This is a genomic window from Paenibacillus sp. FSL R7-0179 (genome assembly GCF_038002265.1).
In the GTDB taxonomy this organism is placed as follows: Bacteria; Bacillota; Bacilli; order Paenibacillales; family Paenibacillaceae; genus Paenibacillus_AQ.
In genome coordinates, this window is sequence record NZ_JBBOCC010000002.1 from 3,623,718 (window position 1) to 3,642,468 (window position 18,751).

The 18,751-nt window shown below is 53.6% G+C and carries 14 protein-coding genes; 3 read left to right on the forward strand and 11 right to left on the reverse strand.

Features of this window, described 5'->3' with window-relative positions; translation table 11 throughout:
• Positions 1 to 15: 15 nt before the first annotated feature.
• Entirely contained in the window at positions 16 to 723 is a 708-nt protein-coding gene (locus tag MKX63_RS32280) for a response regulator transcription factor (protein WP_341023038.1), read from the reverse strand.
• Positions 724 to 880: 157 nt separating this feature from the next.
• Here MKX63_RS32280 and MKX63_RS32285 point away from each other — a divergent pair, with 157 nt between their 5' ends.
• Positions 881 to 1,555: a hypothetical protein gene (locus MKX63_RS32285; RefSeq protein WP_341023041.1), complete on the forward strand. Its 675-nt coding sequence runs from the start codon at positions 881 to 883 to the stop codon at positions 1,553 to 1,555.
• 94 nt (positions 1,556 to 1,649) lie between these two features.
• On the opposite strand, the gene MKX63_RS32290 is transcribed toward MKX63_RS32285, so the two are convergent.
• From MKX63_RS32290 to MKX63_RS32310, 5 genes are all read right to left on the reverse strand, one after another.
• Positions 1,650 to 2,291 carry a cupin domain-containing protein gene (locus tag MKX63_RS32290; protein WP_341023044.1) on the reverse strand — a complete coding sequence of 214 codons (642 nt, stop codon included), beginning with the start codon at positions 2,289 to 2,291 and terminating at the stop codon, positions 1,650 to 1,652.
• Positions 2,292 to 2,396: 105 nt separating this feature from the next.
• On the reverse strand, positions 2,397 to 3,263 hold the full coding sequence (locus tag MKX63_RS32295; protein WP_341023048.1) for a methyl-accepting chemotaxis protein: 867 nt from the start codon (positions 3,261 to 3,263) through the stop codon (positions 2,397 to 2,399).
• 56 nt (positions 3,264 to 3,319) lie between these two features.
• Positions 3,320 to 8,743 carry a diguanylate cyclase gene (locus MKX63_RS32300; RefSeq protein ID WP_341023049.1) on the reverse strand — a complete coding sequence of 1,808 codons (5,424 nt, stop codon included), beginning with the start codon at positions 8,741 to 8,743 and terminating at the stop codon, positions 3,320 to 3,322.
• Between the two features lie 12 nt (positions 8,744 to 8,755).
• A complete protein-coding gene (locus tag MKX63_RS32305; protein WP_341023051.1) occupies positions 8,756 to 9,922 on the reverse strand; it encodes a small-conductance mechanosensitive channel in 1,167 nt (388 codons plus the stop codon).
• A gap of 162 nt (positions 9,923 to 10,084) precedes the next feature.
• Positions 10,085 to 10,546 (reverse strand): GNAT family N-acetyltransferase, encoded by a 462-nt coding sequence (locus tag MKX63_RS32310; protein WP_341023054.1) that lies wholly within the window; start codon positions 10,544 to 10,546, stop codon positions 10,085 to 10,087.
• Positions 10,547 to 10,756: 210 nt separating this feature from the next.
• Here MKX63_RS32310 and MKX63_RS32315 point away from each other — a divergent pair, with 210 nt between their 5' ends.
• Positions 10,757 to 11,182: a VOC family protein gene (locus MKX63_RS32315; RefSeq protein WP_341023057.1), complete on the forward strand. Its 426-nt coding sequence runs from the start codon at positions 10,757 to 10,759 to the stop codon at positions 11,180 to 11,182.
• 214 nt (positions 11,183 to 11,396) lie between these two features.
• Complete coding sequence (locus tag MKX63_RS32320; RefSeq protein WP_036700824.1) at positions 11,397 to 11,801, forward strand: CBS domain-containing protein; 405 nt, start codon at positions 11,397 to 11,399, stop codon at positions 11,799 to 11,801.
• A gap of 89 nt (positions 11,802 to 11,890) precedes the next feature.
• Here the strand turns inward: MKX63_RS32320 and map are convergent, their stop codons facing one another.
• The 5 genes from map to MKX63_RS32345 all read right to left on the reverse strand — a co-directional run bounded on the left by map (position 11,891) and on the right by MKX63_RS32345 (position 18,367).
• A complete protein-coding gene (gene map, locus MKX63_RS32325) occupies positions 11,891 to 12,637 on the reverse strand; it encodes a type I methionyl aminopeptidase (RefSeq protein ID WP_341023060.1) in 747 nt (248 codons plus the stop codon).
• Between the two features lie 240 nt (positions 12,638 to 12,877).
• Positions 12,878 to 14,593: an assimilatory sulfite reductase (NADPH) hemoprotein subunit gene (gene cysI, locus MKX63_RS32330; protein ID WP_341023063.1), complete on the reverse strand. Its 1,716-nt coding sequence runs from the start codon at positions 14,591 to 14,593 to the stop codon at positions 12,878 to 12,880.
• 33 nt (positions 14,594 to 14,626) lie between these two features.
• Positions 14,627 to 16,480 (reverse strand): assimilatory sulfite reductase (NADPH) flavoprotein subunit, encoded by a 1,854-nt coding sequence (locus tag MKX63_RS32335; RefSeq protein WP_341023389.1) that lies wholly within the window; start codon positions 16,478 to 16,480, stop codon positions 14,627 to 14,629.
• Between the two features lie 251 nt (positions 16,481 to 16,731).
• Complete coding sequence (gene lspA / locus MKX63_RS32340) at positions 16,732 to 17,196, reverse strand: signal peptidase II (RefSeq protein WP_341023066.1); 465 nt, start codon at positions 17,194 to 17,196, stop codon at positions 16,732 to 16,734.
• A gap of 196 nt (positions 17,197 to 17,392) precedes the next feature.
• Positions 17,393 to 18,367 (reverse strand): aldo/keto reductase, encoded by a 975-nt coding sequence (locus tag MKX63_RS32345; protein ID WP_341023068.1) that lies wholly within the window; start codon positions 18,365 to 18,367, stop codon positions 17,393 to 17,395.
• Positions 18,368 to 18,751 lie beyond the last annotated feature (384 nt).

Sequence of the window (18,751 nt, forward strand, 5' to 3'; positions counted from 1 at the left end):
TTTCTGCCATTCTCTTCATTCCTGTACCTCTCTCATACGGTAGCCGTGACCCCAGACCGATTCCAGCGGCAGGCCGTCCATTTTTTTGCGGATGCGCTTGATCAGATGGTCGACAGCGCGGTCGCTGCCGAAATAATCCTCTCCCCAGACATAGCCCAGCAGCTCTTCGCGCGTAAAGGCCCGGTTCGGATTTCCCGCAAAGACCATCAGCATCAGGAACTCCTTACTGGTCAGCTCCACTTCATCTCCCCGCCAGAAGGATCTTCTCTCCTCGGGATGCAGCAGCAGACTGCCCAGCTCTATCCCTGTATGCGCAGCAGACAGAACAGCAGCAGACTGGGAGGTCTGAATACGTTCCCACCGTTTCAACTGGCGGTTAATCCGGGCTACCAGCTCACGGGGACTGAAGGGCTTGACCAGATAATCGTCGCTGCCAAGCTCCAGGCCCAGGATTTTATCCACTTCATTATCCTTCGCAGAGATCATAATAATCGGTACCTCCGCTTCATCGCGGATACGCCTGCACAGCTCATAGCCGTCCATTCCCGGAAGCATAATATCGAGCACCCACATACCGGGAGGATCATTCCTCCATAACTCCCACGCCTCCTCGGCACTCCCTAGGCCAATCGTCCGGTAATTCTCCTTATTTAAATAAGCTTCCACCAGATTGCGTATATTCTCGTCATCGTCCACAACGGCAATGACCGTTTGATTGTTCATCCAGCTAACCTCCGTGATTCGTCTCTTGACCATTATAGCAAGCAGCTGAGCGGGATAGGGCGCTGCCATTGTTTTTCCACATTGCTGACCCTCTCCTGCCACAGAAGCCCGCTATAGTGAGAGCTGTAAGACAAACCACCTGAAGGAGTGTTCGTACATGAATCGTCTAATCGTGAAAAGGATGGCTCTATCCACCCTGCTGCTGTCCAGTATCGCCACCCCGGTCTTCGCGGATACGGGAATCGCTTCGCCCCCGGTACAGGGGCCCACTGCCACCATAAGCACAGCCGCCGCATCCACAACTGGCAGTAAGCTGCTCCCCTTGCTTGAACCGCAGGTTCTGGCGCTGGTGAACAGCTATGCCCCGGAAACAGCCCAGGACTGGGGGGATACGCTCAGCCGCTACCATGCATTAACCAGCACCAAAGCGCTTAGCGTGGATATCACCACGTCAATGTCTGCCGCCGCTCCATGGACAGAAAAAACCGGCATGATGGATGTGCAATTGGCCGTGCCTGGAACGTTAACTGACGAGGACCCTTTTCCTCTTGCCACTGTGTCGGAATACGGGTCAACCGGGGGCCACGTTGAGGCAGTCCTATCTGCCTCAGAAGTTGCAAACCTCACACTAACGAAACCTGACTCTCTGGAATCCGGGAAGCTTACGAATGTGGTAACCTTACATGCGGCGTATATTGACGGCTTCTTCAAAGCACAAACTACACTAGCAGAGGCTGCACAAGCCACAGATGCAGCAGCCATTAAGCAGGCACTGTCCGAACTGCTAAGACAGTATAAGGACTTTAACCACAAGCTGGAAAAAGCGAAATAAATCACTGACACCACCTTGAAATCAATAAAAGCAGACCAAGGAATTCCTCCCTGGCCTGCTTTTTCTTTTCGGATCATTAATATAGTGTAGCCGCCTACCGGCGCGGATACATCTGATAAGGGTAGAATGCCGCCGCAGGCTGTTGGGCAGCATAGGCGGGCATACTTTTGGCGGGCGGGCCCATATTCATTTCTCCGGCAGTCCCTGCTACGGCGCAGCCCGGAGGGGGTCCTAGTATAATCGATTCCTTAAGCGGAGCCACGGCCATGGCGTACTCCTCTTCATTAATACAATAAGCACGCTGGATGACCTCTGCGGGAACGGCCCGCAGGAAGTCTGAACCATACACAATATCCGGTGTCGGCGCATCGAAGACCGCCAAGAAATGGGCTTGTTCGCTCTCGGCCAGAATCCAGTGGAACCAGCCCTTCGGGAAGACAGCAATTTGTCCGGCCTTCAGATGATAGGTCATCAGCTTCTGGGTGAACGGATCGAACACGGAAGCAATTAGCTCCCCGCTAATCACGAAGATCATCTCCGTCACATTCGTGTGCCAGTGCGGCTGGACGATGAACCCCCTGCTCATATGGGCATTGAAGAGCCCGTTGCGTATTGCCGGAAGCTGTTCGCCAAAAAGCTGCGTAATATAATTGTTCGCATCCCGCTTATAATTAAGCACCTGGTTAGAATCGGCGGCAAGCTTCAGGTCCGGTGCCTGCAATACTGGATCTAGCATGATTAGTTCCTCCTCAGACTGGATTGTGGCCTTAATTTACACTGGGCATTCGTCCAGATACTGTATGCGGGAGAGGAACTCTTTGACACTAGAGACGGGTGCGGACTAAATCAGACGGGCGATACTCTCAATCTCCACGGCGGAAGCTGCGAGCTGCTGCATCGAGGCGGTAATCTCCTCTGTGGCTGCAGCCTGACGTTCGCTTTGCGCCAGACAATCTGTAAGCACCGCATCCATCTGGTTAATCTTCTGTTTGATCATCTGCAGAATGCCGGCAATATCCTTCGCCGATGAAGCACTGGACACTGACATTTTGCGGATCTCCTGGGCCACGATACCGAAGCCCCGTCCATGCTCAGCGGCATGCGCCGCTTCAATCGCTGCATTGAGTCCGAGCAGGTTGGAATTATCTGCAACCTTGCGGATGAAATCGAGAATCTCGTCCGTCTGCTGCAGATCCTCAACCACCTTCTGTCCCAGCTCCTTCAGATCCCCTACTGTATTCGCCAGATCCGAGGCCGTTCCCGCAATCTCTACCGAAGTCGAGCTGATCTCGTCAGAGGTCACTGCCAGCGCATTGGCTGCATCGCTAAGCGTTACCTGATTACTGAGGCTGATTCCGATCGTGAATACTCCTGCCACAACCCCGTTCCGGTCCCGGATAGGCATCGATGAAGATTTAAAGGGAATTCCGTAGATCTCTCTTGGAATCGTAGCACTGACTTCTTCCCCGCTCTCCAGAGCAGCCCGGATTCCCCCGCTGGGCGGTACCGGAGAACCCAGCTCAATCTTGGCTTTCAATTCCTTCCCCTGCAGATAATAAATGAACTTGTCCCGATCTGCCAGAGCAAACATTACATCCAGGGGGAAAAGCCGCTGCACCAGCGGCAAAGAAACTTCAAGCGCCTTCCGCAGCTGGTCCATTTCTGATTCCTGTTCGGATTCGTGTTCTAATTCATGTTCGGTATTCATTGCTTCAACAACTCCCTAATCCTATTTATTTATGTACCTCTCTTATCGCCCGAATCCTATTGTTCGAACAACGTGACACAGTTGCGGCCTGCCGCCTTGGACTGATACAGTGCATCGTCACCCAGCTTGTAGATATCCTCCTCTCGCAGACCATCCACAAGTACGGCGGCTACGCCAATAGAGACGGTAATCCTTCCGTATTCCGGACTTAGATCATGCTGTATCCCCAGCTCCGCAATGCTTCGTCTGATCAATTCAGCGAACACACGGGACTCTGGCGGAGTCAGTCCGGCGGTCACAATCCCGAATTCCTCGCCGCCCAGCCGGAACGCGGTTCCATTCGCCTGTTCAGCCAGTTCTTTTAGAACACCGCCTATTCTGCGCAGTACCGTATCGCCTTCATAATGCCCGTAGGTATCATTGAATTTTTTGAAATAATCAATATCCAGCATCAAGTAGGTTAAATACCGTTTGCCGGCAGCAGCCTTATCCACCTCATCCAGGAACAGCTTATTGAAGTATCTACGGTTGTAGAGCCCGGTTAATTCATCGGTGATGGAGATCCGTTCAATTAGCCCGATATACTTGCTCAGCTCTCCGTTGTTGAATTCCAGCTCCTTCGTCCGCTCGGCCACCAGTTCCTCCAGATGCTCCTTATGGCGGCGTAGCTCCTCTTCCGCCTTCTTACGCTCGGTGATATCCTTAATCGTTCCCTGAATCGCCGGCTTATCCTGATACATAATTCTGACGACCTTGTGAATAGCGATGACTTCAAGGGACTTATCCTTATGCAAAAGCCTTGTCTCATACTCTTCCGGTGCCTGCTTGCCCTCGACCCTTCTGGCATAATAATGCATCACCTTCTCCCGCTCCGGAGGGGTAATGAAATTCCCGAAGGGCTGCTCCAGCATCTCGCCCGGCTGATAGCCGAGCATCTGCTCCAGAGCCTCATTAACATAGACACACCGCATATCCTGGACCACGAATACCCCATCCTGCAGGTTGTTGACCAGTTGGCGGTATTTCTCCTCAGAACGCTCAAGCTCATTATACAGACTGGCATTCTCAAGCGAGAAGACCATCTCTCTGGACAGCAGATTGATAATCTTCATCCGTTCCTCGGTAAATACGCCGGTCACCAGATTATTCTCCAGATAGATGATGGCAATCGTCTTATTCTGGTTAATCAGCGGCATGCAGACCACCGATTTCGGCTGCTGCCTCACAATATAAGGATCATTCACGAACGGAGTCTCGGAATAGGCATCATTGTAGATCAGGCTCTCCCGGCTCTCCTCCACCGCTCTGATGATCGCAGCAGGCAGATTGTCCAGCTGCTGCGACTCATGAATGGCCACGGAGATCCGGTCCGTGTCCGCTTTATATTCCCCTTCGACCAACAGGTTGGCCTTGGAGGTCATCAGGATGCAGCCCCGCTGCGCTCCGGCATTCTTGATCACGATCTGCATCAGCGCTTCCAGCAGGTGGTTCAGCTCAATCTCTTTGGAGATGGCCTGCGAAGCCAGAATGATGGAATTGAGGTCGATGCTCGCCGTATAGTCCGTCACCGTCCTGCCGTGCATGAACTCCTTGGTGCTGATTTTCTGGACCAGAGCGGGATAACGCTCCTTGATGAACGCGATCTTCTCCTTGGCGCCCCAGACCGAATAATAATATTCGGATTGTCTGAGCAGATAGGCGGCAAACTCATTGAAGCCCTTGTCCATATAGTACCGGGCCGCCAGCTCGTTGCTGAGTGCCTTATAGCGGATGAAGCTGCCCTGCTCGCTGGCCTCAATCGCCAGATCATAATAATAGCCTGCGCGAGTGCTGTTCCCGGAGATCCGGGCCCATTCGGCCCGCATCAGATATTCATGCTGGCGGAAGGTTCCCGGTGCATTGCTAGCCCATTTGCTTACCCGGCCGAGCTCCTTGCGCATTTTGGATCTTGCCTTCCGCTTGCCGCCTACCCCCAAACCCTTGTAAGCATAAGCCAGATTCAGGAACGTGTACAGCGCGAACTCCTCCATAAAAGCCGATCCGGCCAGCGTCCCGATGATCGGATAAGCACGCTCGATATACTCCAGCGCTTCATCATGCTTTTCATAGAGAAACAGCAGCTTCATCTTATAGATATAATAGATAGCAATTCCCGAGTAATACCTCGCTTCCTGCAATTCGTGCAGATAGACCTCTTCGCTGAAGGCTTCATTGTTAAATGAGGTACGCTCCGGCAGCTCTCCGGCAAGGCTGAGATAATACTGGCGGGCCAGCTGTGCGGTGGCAAGTGACTCCTTATATTTCGTATTCTCAATCATAGAGATCGTACGGGCACTTTCCTGAAGCAAGGCCGGGATGTCCATCGACGGATTCCAGAGATTCACATAGAAGGCAGAATGGGCTAGGTAGAGCAGATCCCCTGTCCTCAGACTGGCTTCAATCGAGGTGCCGAACCAGTCCTGGAGCGTATCCCAGGGCTCGGTCCAGGCGTGGCTGAACAGTGTGTACAGAACATGCGCCGCGCCTTTCCACTGCAGATCATTGAATTTGTCATTAATTCTGATCCCGAGACGTCCATAAGCGAAGGCCCCCCGGGTATCCCCGAAGCCGGACAACAGCATGGCATAGCCGATAAAAGCAAGTGCCGACTCCGGCGAGTTGCCGTATTTCAGCGTCAGCCCTACCTTCTTCAGCACCACCAGCCCGAACAGCGAGGTCTCCCCCGAGATAAACGCCGGCGGTATAAAGTTAACCAGCAGCCGCATCACCAGCTTCATCTCCGGGTCCTGCATCTCCGGCAGTGCAAAAATCGTCTCCGGTGTTCTCGCCCGCAGCGCGTTCTTAACGGCCAGCAGTTCCTTAAGGACTGCTGGCATCCCAACCTTGGCCGGAATCTTGATTCCGAGCGCCTTCAGCCCCCGTCTCCCCGAAGCAATCGACTCGGGCATCATACCGAGGTACATATAATGATTGGTCTGCATCTCGTAGATTTCCGCAATAGCCATCCGCTCCGTAGTCTGCTCAAGCAGTATACGGCAAGCCTGATCCCCCTGATCGATATGATGGGTGAGGTAGCTGCATTCCGCATACAGCCTGTAGATCTCCGCCGCCTGCCCCGGGTCTGTGCTCCAGATCTGCTCCGTGAGTAGCTCCATTGCCGCTTCCAGCAGCAGGAAGGCTGAATCATACCCGTAGCCTGCTTTGGCCTTATAAGCTGCCCGCAGATTCAGAGCGACGATCTCACGTGCCTCCGAGCTGTCGGTGATTAACTCCAGTCCCTGATTGATATGGGTGGCGATATCGACCAGCTTGTCCTCGGCCTCCTCCGCTCCGAGGTTCCGCAGCAGGAGCCGGCCGATGCTAAAATGAAGCCTCTTCCTGCGTTCAGGATCAAGCAGCTGATAGAAGGCCTGCTGAATCCGGTCATGGGCGAATTTCAGCCGGATGCCCACCTGGGCAGCCTCGCGGCCGGATTCAGCAAGTGTAGCCGAGAATATGGCGTACTTATGGTCGGCAGGGACGATGTATTCTTCCTGGACCGCCCGGGTAACCGCCGCAGCAATCACCTCCGGCGCTTCTTCTCCGATCAGCGTCAGCATCCCGTAATCGAACACACTGCCGGCCGCTGAGCTTAGCATCAGGATATGCCGTACCTCCTCCGGCAGATGCTGCAGCTGTCCAACCAGGAAATCGACCACACTGTCATGGACCGGCAGCGCCTCCAGTTCCTCCAGGCTCCAGCTCCATTCCCCGCTTCGCTTATCGAAATAGATAATCCCGCGCCGGTGAAGATCCTTCAGCATTTCCGTCAGGAAAAAAGAATTCCCCTTGGACCGCTTATATAACCGTCCGGTGATTTCTTCAACGCGTTCCATGCTGCTATATAGCGTGTCTGCCACAAGGCTTTGTACATCTGTCTCTTGCAGCGGCTGAAGATGAATACGTCCAACCTCACGGCTCTTGCCGATCTTGGCCATGGCGGCGAACAAGGGATGACCTTCATGGATCTCATTCTGCCGGAAGGAGCAGATCACAAGCATCCGCTGCAGATGATTATCCAGCACCAGCTTCTCCACCAATTGCAGGCTGGAATAATCCGCCCACTGGATATCATCCAGGAAGAGGACCAGCGGCCGGTCCGGATGCGTCACCCCCTGCACGAACTTGGCAAAGCTCAGGAAGAACCGGTTCGTCTCCTCAGCCGGACTCAGCGGCTCCGGCTCCGGCTGGTTACCCATCCATGCGGCCAGCTCAGGGATCAATCCTGTAATCACCCCGCCGTTCCCGCCAAGCAACCGGGTCAGCGAGCGGCTGATCTCACGCTTATACTCCTCATCGGGGCTCGCCAGGAGCTGGCCGACCAGCCTGCGGAAGGCCTGAATGAGCGCACTGTACGGAATGTTCTTGTTGTACTGGTCGAACTTCCCTTCCGCGAACAGCCCCTTCTCCCGGCTGATCGTCCGGTGCAGCTCATGGACCAGTGCTGTTTTGCCTGCACCTGCATCACCGGAGACCAGCATGACCTGTGAACTCCCGCTCACGCTGCTGCGGAAGGCCGCTTCCAGAGAGGACAGCTCCTCCTGTCTGCCCACTATCTTTTGCGGAATGCGGAAGGTGTTCAGGAGGTCCTCCATTCCAATAATGAAATCCCCCTGCCCGGCCAGGCATTTCTTCAGATCGGCCTTGATGCCGTGAGCGCTGCGGTACCGGTCTTCCGAAGACTTCTCCATCAGCTTCATTATGACGGCCGATAAGCTCCTGCTAACCCTGCCATTGGTTGCATGATAAGGGGAGACCGCTTCCTTCGCAATGATGGAATAGATCTGCTCCAGCATCTCTGACGATGGATACGGCATAAGGCCGGTCATCATCTCGTACAGGACCACACCCAGTGAATAGTAGTCGCTCCGGTAATCAATATTCCGGTTCATCCGGCCGGTCTGTTCGGGTGAGATATACGGCAGACTGCCCTCCAGCACGCCGCTGTTCTGGAAATCCCGCCTCTCCTTGGACAGCTTCACCGCAAGGTCGAAATCAATCACCTGCACAATATCCCGCTCCCGGTTCCAGATGATATTCGACGGCTTGATATCCTTGTGGATCACGTTCTGCTCATGAATGGAGCCCAGAATATCCGCAACCTTGACCGCCAGCTTCAGTAAGGCCTCCTCCTCCGGCTGCTCTTCCGCCAGAATCCGCTTCAGCGAACGTCCGGCTATATCCTCAAGGACCATGACGTACAGGCCGTTCTGCTCTTCAAGCCTCAGGGGACGGATAACCCCTTCGGTGCTGGCGCTAAGCTCTGTGAGCAGCTTAAATTCCTGCTTGAAGCGCATCACCGCTTCGGTGCCGGCAAACTCCGATTTTAACACCTTGAGAATGACCGTTTCGGCAGAGGTAGCCTCGGTGCACCGGTACACGGCTTTTATAGGATTATCTGAAATGGTCTCCAGGACCTGATAATGGTCATTAGCAATCATTGTACTCCACCTTTAGCCTTGTTCTCCCGTAACCTCAATATCGGCATCGAATTTAAATACATAGGCAGCAATCAGCCAGATAATCCAGCAGTTCAGCCCGAAGAACAGATAACCGAAATAGCCCAGAACCGGCATCTCGGAGAAAATATGGAATTTATCCAGATAAGGCACTGAGTATTTCCAGTAATTCGGATTGGTAGGGGCATCGTCATGGAACCACTCACTGCCGAAGTTCCAGAACTCCCAGAAGAAGCCGTTGAACACCGTAGCCAGCCCCACCAGAATGACCTTGGACCAGTCTCCGTTCTTCACCGGGGTGAAGGGAGTCCAGTAACCGGCAAGCGCCATCGCTGCGGACAGCATCGGAACCAGCGCAACCCACAGCACCCAGAACAGCAGGTACGGATAATAGCCCATGCCGAAGGCCAGGATCAGCCCGAGAATATAATAGATGATCAGCCATGAGCGTGATACGTTTAGCTTAGGCCCATGACTATAACGGTTGCGGAACAGACGGAAGGTCTTGAGGAGTAAGTACCATTCGAAGATAGCCGGAAGAACGGTGGTGTAGGATAAGGAGAACCAGAACACATTGCCGAAGTTAGAGAACACTTCATTATTAGGATAATACCAATTCTCCAGCACGAAGAAATTCAGGTATTCAAAAGCAAACCAGCTGAAGCAGGACACCACCGCGAGCAGCTGCATCACACGGGGCTTGCGCGAGATGATTGAGGCTCCGTGATTTCTCCGGTAGACCAGCCCGTCCAGAATCAGAATAAAGGACCACCAGAGAGGAACAAACGTGTAATGCTCCAGCGAGATAAACAGCTTCACCCGGGCCCACATCAGGAACCAGCTAAGTGCAAGCACCGGCAGGCTCCACCAGAACCAGACAGGAAAAGGGGTGGACGCCTCCAACTTTCGGGGTGCCTCCTCTGTCTTCTTGAAGCCGAACCAGCCGGGGAATACCAGGACCAGTGTGATAATCAGGGCCACGACGCAGGCAAGAGAGAAATACAGCAGGCTGAATCCGGGGTCTGCTTCGACCTTCTGGGCCGGGAAATCCCCGTACCCCGGGGGCATCCCCTTCCATTTCGCCAGACTTCCAAGTAACGGGAGCAGAAAGATCAGTCCGAAGGTAACGATCAAGAATACTGTCTTTTTCCATGTTTTCATTGCGCAAAACCCCGCTTATGTATGTAGTTGAAAGTCGAATTTTGTTGATAATCGCTAATATTCGATAAGACTCCAGTTTATTCCTGCTGGCCGCACACAAAAAAATGCCCCACCGTCCACTTCCCGGACGTATGGGGCATTTGTACGGGGCAACAGAACCCATTATCCCTTCAAATCCAGCTTCATGCTCAATGAACGTATCCCGTGTTCCTCTTCCTCTTCACCAAGCGATACGAATCCCTGAGAGGCATAGAAGCCAGTAGAATTCGGGGAAGAGTTCACCGTGATCTGCGTGCTCCCTCCCGCTCTCATCCGGTCAACCGCATGCCGCAGCAGCGTCTTGCCGATTCCGGTTCCCTTATAGGCATTCTTCACGAACAGCAAAGAGATATGCTGATGATTGCGCAGCTCTATGATCCCTGTAACCTCTTGCCCGCTAAGCGCGATATAGATCTCATGATCCTCCTGCATCCGCCTGACAATGGCGGCAAGCTCAATATACCTGTAGAATTCAATAACACCCTGCGCCGAATAATTGGCGGCAATATGTATATCAAACGCCTCCCGGATCAAGGGAGTGATCAGCTTCTCCTCACCCGGCAGCAACTGTCTGATCCCTGTCATATGGCATTTCTCCTTTAGTGTGACTGACCAGCGACAACTCTATAATAATAGCATAATTCAGGGAAATTTGCCCATTAATAGTTGCGTGTAATCCGCGCAAGACCTGGACCGGCATAGCCTACCCCGAATATTTGTGAAAAGACAGGCACATGATACAATGAGACCGTAACGGCGTACCTGCCTTAATTTCACACAAGAGGAGTGACAGATGTGGCAATCAATGTGTACCTGAATTTCAATGGCAATACCCGGGAGGCTGTAGAATATTACGCGGAAGTGTTCGGAACCGAACCTCCGCATATCATGACTTTCGGCGAGACTCCGCCCGATCCGTCCCATCCTGTACCGGAAGCAGCCAAACACCTCGTCATGCACGCCAATCTGATGATTGCCGGCAGCCCGGTCATGTTCTCTGACGTATTCCCCGGCATGCCGTACACAGAAGGGAATAATATCAGCCTGACGGTGACGGATACTGATGAAGAGAAGATTCGGCTCTGGTTCGACAAGCTGAAGGAAGGCGGAACTGTGCACATGGAGCTGCAGGAGACCTTCTGGAGCAAGGCCTACGGGAACCTGAAGGACAAATTCGGCATCCACTGGCAGCTCAGTCATGACAACGGCCAGAACGGCTGACTGTATTAGGAAGTTTCCTTTTCACAAAAACGCTCAGGATATGGCGGCTCTTCCCCTGGAAGGACGGCATATCCTTTTTTGTATGGCCTCATAACTGCAGCCCAAACGTAACATTTCAAAGTTGTAACCTGATTTTTAATGCGCTTACATCCTGTTCTATGTTTTAATTGTAATAACGTTATGTATTTCATCCTACTGTAAAGGAGACTAACTTATGGAAATATCCTCATTTTTGCTGCCCAAGGATCAGGTGGCATTCATCACCTCCTCGATCTCTATGCGGGAAGCGCTGGATCAGCTGGAGAATCATTATTATTCGGCCATTCCGATTATTGACGATGCCGGTAAATATGTTGGGACCTTGTCGGAGGGCGATCTGCTATGGAAGCTGAAGAACACCGATGGTCTGAGCTTCGCGAATATGAACGAGGTGACCGTTGGCTCCATTCAGCGTCATGTGCATAACGAGAGCGTAGAGATCCACGCGCAGATGGAGGATATGCTGACCCTGGCAGCGGACCAGAACTTCGTCCCGGTAGTGGACGACAGCGGAATCTTCCTCGGCATCATCCGCCGCAAGGATATCATCGAGTATTACACACGGAATATTACAGATTAGCTCAGCTGCAGATACAGCAAAGGCAGGACTGTCCTCCATGGACGGCCCTGCCTTTGCTGTATGATTCGGGTCTTTAACCCCTTAGTGCTCTATAGCTCTGTCAAAATAATCGTGCCCTGCGGGGTGACCGCAAGCGTGTGCTCATACTGGGCCGACAGACCTCCGTCAATAGTGCGCGCGGTCCACCCGTCTGCATCCACCTTGGTCCGGTAGCTGCCGGTATTAAGCATAGGCTCAATGGTGAACACCATGCCTTCCTTGATCCGCGGGCCTTTGCCGGCCGGGCCGTAATGAGGCACTTCAGGTGCTTCGTGCATCTCGGAGCCAATCCCGTGACCGATGAAATCCCGGACGACGGAATAGCCGTTAGATTCGGCATATACCTGAATAGCATGCGCTACGTCGCCTATGCGGTTGCCGGCTACGGCCTGCTCGATACCTTTGAACAGAGATTCCTTAGTCGTTGCCAGCAGCTTCTCCGCCTGCTCACTAATTGTACCCACTCCGTAGGACCAGGCCGAATCCGCCAGCCAGCCGTTCAGGTTGACTACCATATCAATCGTTACAATATCTCCATCCTTCAGCTCCTCATGCTTAGGGAAGCCATGACAGATGACATCATTTACAGATGCGCAGGTGGCATATGGATAACCGTGATAGCCCTTCTGTTCCGGGGTTGCGCCATGCGAGAGCATGAACTTCTCGGCAAACTGGTCGATCTCCCAGGTGGTTATTCCCGGCTTAATCAACTTGGCAATCTCCCGGTGGCATTCCGCCAGAATTATGCCGGCTGCCCGCATCTTCTCGATTTCTTCCATAGTCTTCATAATGATCATTCAATTCGCCTCTTCTGTACAGAATCCATTACTCACTATATATAATGGCTCTTGGTTATAATGGTGTATTGCTACTCTATATTATGTAAGAAAACCTCCGAAAATCCAAATAAACAAACAAAATAAACCTGTCTTCCGCAAAAACACCAGAAAACAGGCTCATAACTAACCTTCTTATGATGGCTATTCCGTACAAGTTACTGGTAGATATTGCATATGCAAGCCGCCGGACGTCCGCTGTTAGTCGTGGAAATTGAGCCCCGAAGTAACCGCCTTGACATATCCGCTGCGGATCACATAATCGCCGAAGTGCTCACCGGCATTGCGCTCTCTTGCGTAGCTGTGAATAATCGGCTCCAGGGTGTCCAGAATCTCCCGCTCGTCAATGTTCTCCTTGTACAGCTTGTTCAGCCGGTCTCCGGTAAACCCTGCACCCAGGTACATATTATATCTGCCCGGACCTTTTCCGATAAAAGCAATCTCGCCCAGCGCCGGTCTGGCACAGCCGTTAGGGCAGCCGGTCATACGGATGATAATCTCTTCATTACGCAGCCCGGCTTCATCGATAATAACCTCCAGCTTATCCAGCAGGTGCGGCAGATAACGCTCCGCCTCAGCCATAGCCAGTCCGCAGGTCGGCAAGGCTACACAAGACAACGCACTTCTGCGCAGTGCAGAATGATGGGCACCATCCGTCAGACCGTATTGCTTGGCAAGCTCAGTGATCTTGCGCTTCTTCGCCTGGGTCACTCCGCCGATAATCAGATTCTGGTTCGGAGTCAGCCGGAAGTCTCCGCTGTGAATCTTGGCAATCTCGCGCAGGCCGGTCATCAGCGGGTAGCCCTCCTGATCCTGAATCCGTCCGCTCTGGATATAGAGCGTCAGGTTCCATTTGCCGTCCATCCCCTTCACCCAGCCATAGCGGTCGCCATTATGATCGAAATGATAGTCGCGCGCGGGCTCCAGCGTCCAGCCCAGCCGTTCGTGAAGCTCTCCCTTGAACCAGTCCAGTCCATGCCGGTCGATCGTATACTTGAAGCGGGCATTCTTGCGCACCGAACGGTTGCCGTAATCACGCTGGATCGTAACAGTCTTCTCCGCCAGATCAATCATCTGCTCCGGACGGCAGAAGCCGATGATTCGGCCCAATTGGGGATACGTATTCGTATCACCGTGTGTCATTCCCATGCCGCCGCCGACGGAGACGTTGAAGCCAGCCAGCTTGCCGTCCTCCAGAATGGCGATGAAGCCCAGATCCTGGGAGAAGACATCTACATCATTGGACGGAGGCACCGCCAGCCCAATCTTGAATTTGCGGGGCAGATAGACTGGGCCGTAGATCGGCTCAACCACCTTGCTGTCTACGACCTTTTCGCCATCCAGCCAGATCTCATGATACGCGCGGGTACGCGGGGCAAGATGATCGCTGATTTTGTTGGCCCACTCTTGAACCTCGGCATGTACCTCCGACTGATACGGGTTCGGACCGCTCATCACATTACGATTAACGTCTCCGCAGGCTGCAAGCGTGGTCATCAGGGTGTCGTTGATCGTTCTGATCGTCTTCTTAAGGTTCCATTTCAATACCCCATGCATCTGAAAAGCCTGCCGCGTCGTCAGGCGCAGTGTCCCGTTGCCGTAATTATGGGCCAGCTCATCCATGACAAGCCACTGTGCAGCAGACGCCACACCGCCGGGCGCTACTACCCGCAGCATGAACTGGAACGCCGGCTCGAGCTTGGAGCGTTCCCGCTCACTGCGCAGATCCCGGTCATCCTGCATGTAGCTGCCGTGGAATTTCAGCAGCCGGTTGTCATCCTCCGGCAGACCTCCTGTAATCGGATTGCTAAGGGTCTCGACAAGCGCCCCGCGCAGATAATTGCTCTCCAGCTTAATATGTTCAACATCACTCGGCGGTCCGCCAATCGGCTTCACCGCTGGTTCATTGTCTGCCATTGCTGATTCTCCCCTCTTTCGCTTAAATCCCGCTTAATAGACATCCCGCTGGTAACGCTGCTCCTGCTGCAGGGTCTCCAGATAGGCGGCAGCCGCTTCCGGGCTTAGTCCGCCTTCCTCCTGGATCACTGTAAGCAGTGCGGAATGCACATCATGGGCCATATGCTTCTCATCGCCGCACACGTAGACATGCGCCCCTTCCTGCAGCCAGCGGTACAGCTCCTTGCTCTGCTCCAGGATACGGTGCTGTACATACACCTTCTCCTCAGTGTCGCGTGAGAAGGCCACATCCAGCCTGCTGAGGACACCGTCCTTCAGCATCCGCTGCCAATCCGTCTGGTAGAGGAAGTCTGTAACGAAATGACGGTCTCCATAGAACAGCCAGCTTGGACCCTCAGCGCCCTGCTCCTCACGCTCCTCCAGGAAGGAACGGAACGGGGCAACGCCTGTGCCCGGACCGATCATAATTACCGGTACACTCGAATCAGCGGGCAGCTTGAAGTTCGGATTGTTCTGGATATATACCGGCAAGGTGGCACCCGGCTGTACACGCTCAGCACAGTGTACCGAGCAGACGCCGTATCGTTCACGGCCATGTGACTCATAACGCACAGCCCGCACCGTGAAGTGTACTTCATCCGGGTTGGCATTGTAGCTGCTGGCAATGGAATACAAGCGGGCCGGAAGCTTGCGCAGGATAGTCACGAAGGTGTTGGCCGGAGCATTCCAAGGTCCATAGTCTTGAATAAGATCCAGAAGATCCCGGCCCTGGATATACTCTTTGAGCTCCTGCTGCCGCTCAGGGGCCAGCAATTCCTTAAGGGCAGGTGCAGAGGTAAGCCCGGCAGCCTGCTCCAGGAGCGGCTTCGTCAGCACCGTAATTTCGTAATGCCGCAGCAGCGCCTCCTGCAGCGTGCCTTCTTCCCCTTTCTTGTTCAGCGGAACACGTTCATCCGCATTCCAGTCCATAGCGGCAATGATATCTGCTACCAGCTGCGGGTGATTCTCGGGATAGACGCCAAGAGAATCCCCAGGCTCAAAGGTAATATTCGATCCGGCAAGCGACAGCTCCAGATGGCGGGTCTCGCGGTCTGAGCCGCGGCCGTTCAGATTAAGATTCTCCAGTACTTCAGCATGGAAAGGATGATTTCGGGAATATTCGGATTCCAGCGACTCTGCGCTCTCCGCAGCCTGAACCGCTGCATCCGCAATTCCTGCAGTATTCTGCGGGCCGTTAAGCGCGCTGATGACCTGGCCGAACCACTCGGCCACAGGCTCATCGTAATCGAGGTCGCAATCTACACGCGGGCTTAACCGCTGTGCGCCCAGCTCCTCCAGCTTCTGATCGAAGTCTTTCCCGGTCTGGCAGAAGAATTCATAGGAGGTATCGCCAAGCGCGAGTACCGAGAAGCGTAAGCCTGGGAGCTGTGGCGCTCTTTTGCTGTAGAGGAATTCATGGAAGGCACGGGCATTATCCGGCGGTTCCCCCTCGCCATGGGTGCTGACCAGCAGCAGCAGGTTCTCTGTCTTCTTCAATCCATTCGGCTTGAAGCTGTTCATTGCCGACACCGTGACCTTGAAGCCTTGCTCCTCCAGCTTGCGGGAGAGGCTCACCGCGAGCCGCTGGCAGTTGCCGGTCTGGGAGCCGAACAATACGGTCACTTCACGCGAGCTTTGCGGCGCAGCGGCTGTTGGCGACTCTACTGCTGCTGATGGAGCAGCGGGAGATACGGCCTGGACGCTTGATCCCTGATTGTCCTGCAGCGACACGGCAGATAAATACCCGCTCAACCATACCTGCTGTGAAGGTGTCAGCGTGGGCAGCAGCTGGTTCAGCAGCTCTGCCTGGTTCTCATTAAAAGGACTGTTCGTAACTTGTAGTTGCAACAATATCGACCTCTCCTTAGCGTGCAATCTTCTTTCCTCTTAATATCATGAACTCAGGCTAACACAATACCGGCAAACGATCAACGAATCTTATAACAGCCATCATGTTCTTAAAAAGGTAAATACTTGCACAAAATGCATAAAACCCGGCTAAATCATAGTAAAACGCTCTGATTTAGCCGGGTTCATTAGTTATTATGATAAGTTGCATTAGATAAAATGATAGACCGGAATGCTTATGAGGCTGGAAATTATAACGGTCTGCGGGCTGCAGGTTGCCTGAAACGGTCCACAAGCAGGTAGACCAGGATCAGCAGGCCTCCGGCATTGATCGCCAGATCAGCCAGATTCATAATCCCGCCCCGGTCCCCGAAGACCAGGAAATCTGTAACCTGATGATAGAGCACACGGTCGATGGCATTGCCGAGAGCCCCGCCTACCAGGAAGCCGCTGGCTGCTTCAAGCAAGGGGCCGCGGATTTTGCCCTGACGCCGGTAATAGAAGATGACTGCTACAAAAATCACGGCAACAATCGCAAAATACTTCCCGTATCCCTGGAATGAGCTGAAGGCCGCTCCGCTGTTCTCATAGTATTCAAACCGCAAATGCGGTGTCCAGGAAGGAAGGATCTCCCCAAGCTCCATATGGGTACGCACTATCCATTTCGTGGCCTGATCAAGCATCAGGACGAGGACAGCTATCAGATAAAAAAGCATCGGCAGTTCCCCTATCTTCTCTAGTTGTTCAACTGACAGAATCAGTCTACCACATTCATCTGGATACTTACAAAAATATAGCCGGACAATCCCTTCAGGGACAGTCCGGCTGTTATTAGGCAGATCAAGGGTAGGATATCCCTTAGATATACGATGAACACATGTGGGCTTAGCTTAACAGGCGGTAGGCCTTAGCTTACCAGGCGTAGGCTTCCGGTGCCGGCTTGCCCGGTCCGGGGAAGATCTCGTCCAGCTTCTTCAGCACGGCCTCATCCAGCGTAATCTCAGTCACACGCAGCGAGTCCTCGAACTGCTCCATCGTACGCGGCCCGATAATGGGTGCGGTCACAGCCGGATTCGCCAGTACCCAGGCCAGAGCAACCTGATCCTCATGCTCGCCCAGCTCCTTGCAGAGTGCAGAGAACTGCTCCAGCTGACTGCGGTGCTGCTCCAGCTTGGCTGAACGGGCGCTTCGCACCCCGGTCTTGGCGAGTGCATTACGTCCCAGCAGGCCTCCGGCCAGCGGACTCCACGGAATGACCCCCAGGCCAAGCTCCTGTGAGGCTGGCAGCACTTCAAGCTCCGGCGTCCGTTCCAGCAGGTTGTAGAGATGCTGCTCAGAGACAAGGCCGAGGAAATGGCGCTCCTTCGCCTTAGCCTGGGCACCAGCAATATGCCAGCCTGCGAAATTGCTGGACCCGATATAGTCTGCTTTCCCTTGGGACACGAGGATCTCGAATGCTCCCCACAGCTCGTCCCACGATACGTTCCGGTCGATATGATGCATCTGATATAATTCAATATGATCGGTCTGCAGGCGCCGCAGTGAGCCTTCAAAATGCCGTCTGATCTTGTAAGCGGACAAGCCTGAGCCGGAATTGGGACCGTCCTGCTCGTCGAACATGTCATTGTAGACCTTGGTGGCCAGCACTACCTTCTCGCGCCGTCCGCCACCCTGCTGAAACCAGCGTCCGATAATTTCCTCCGTCCAGCCCCGCCGGTCCTGACCGCCGTACACATTCGCTGTATCGAAGAAATTAATTCCCGCATCGAGGGCCGCATCCATAATTCGGAAGGCTTCCTTCTCCTCTGTCTCCGGCCCGAAATTCATCGTCCCCAGACACAACTGGCTCACCTTCAACCCCGATTTACCCAAATAACAGTACTTCACCGCAATTCCTCCCTTTCACTCCTGCTAGATTGGCTGCTTCATATTCACTATAACCCTTAGAGCCTACTCTAAAGCAAGTATTGCTGGGATACTTAAGATTAGAGTTCAAAGCTTAGTCTTCGCTGCGGTGAACATTTGGCCCTCCAGCCGCTGCCCAGTTTGGAGCATAATGTATGCTGTTTTCCACATACATTTGGACCACGCCCCCCCACCGAGCGCATTGTAATCGGTTTTTCGATTACATTCGGCCTACGCGCCTCCACCCGGCCCAGTGTAATCGGTTTTCCGATTACATTTCCGTCCACGCCCCCCCACCCGGCACATTGTGTTCGGTTTTTAGTATACATTCGGCCCGCACACCCTAACCCAGCAAATTGTGTTCGG

Coding starts and splice junctions, on each gene's coding strand:
- MKX63_RS32310 (WP_341023054.1), bottom strand. CDS start 10,546: ATGACAGGGATCAGACAGTTGCTGCCGGGTGAGGAGAAGCTGATCACT.
- MKX63_RS32285 (WP_341023041.1), top strand. CDS start 881: ATGAATCGTCTAATCGTGAAAAGGATGGCTCTATCCACCCTGCTGCTG.
- map (WP_341023060.1), bottom strand. CDS start 12,637: ATGATCATTATGAAGACTATGGAAGAAATCGAGAAGATGCGGGCAGCC.
- cysI (WP_341023063.1), bottom strand. CDS start 14,593: ATGGCAGACAATGAACCAGCGGTGAAGCCGATTGGCGGACCGCCGAGT.
- MKX63_RS32305 (WP_341023051.1), bottom strand. CDS start 9,922: ATGAAAACATGGAAAAAGACAGTATTCTTGATCGTTACCTTCGGACTG.
- MKX63_RS32320 (WP_036700824.1), top strand. CDS start 11,397: ATGGAAATATCCTCATTTTTGCTGCCCAAGGATCAGGTGGCATTCATC.
- MKX63_RS32300 (WP_341023049.1), bottom strand. CDS start 8,743: ATGATTGCTAATGACCATTATCAGGTCCTGGAGACCATTTCAGATAAT.
- lspA (WP_341023066.1), bottom strand. CDS start 17,196: ATGCTTTTTTATCTGATAGCTGTCCTCGTCCTGATGCTTGATCAGGCC.
- MKX63_RS32290 (WP_341023044.1), bottom strand. CDS start 2,291: ATGCTAGATCCAGTATTGCAGGCACCGGACCTGAAGCTTGCCGCCGAT.
- MKX63_RS32280 (WP_341023038.1), bottom strand. CDS start 723: ATGAACAATCAAACGGTCATTGCCGTTGTGGACGATGACGAGAATATA.
- MKX63_RS32295 (WP_341023048.1), bottom strand. CDS start 3,263: ATGAATACCGAACATGAATTAGAACACGAATCCGAACAGGAATCAGAA.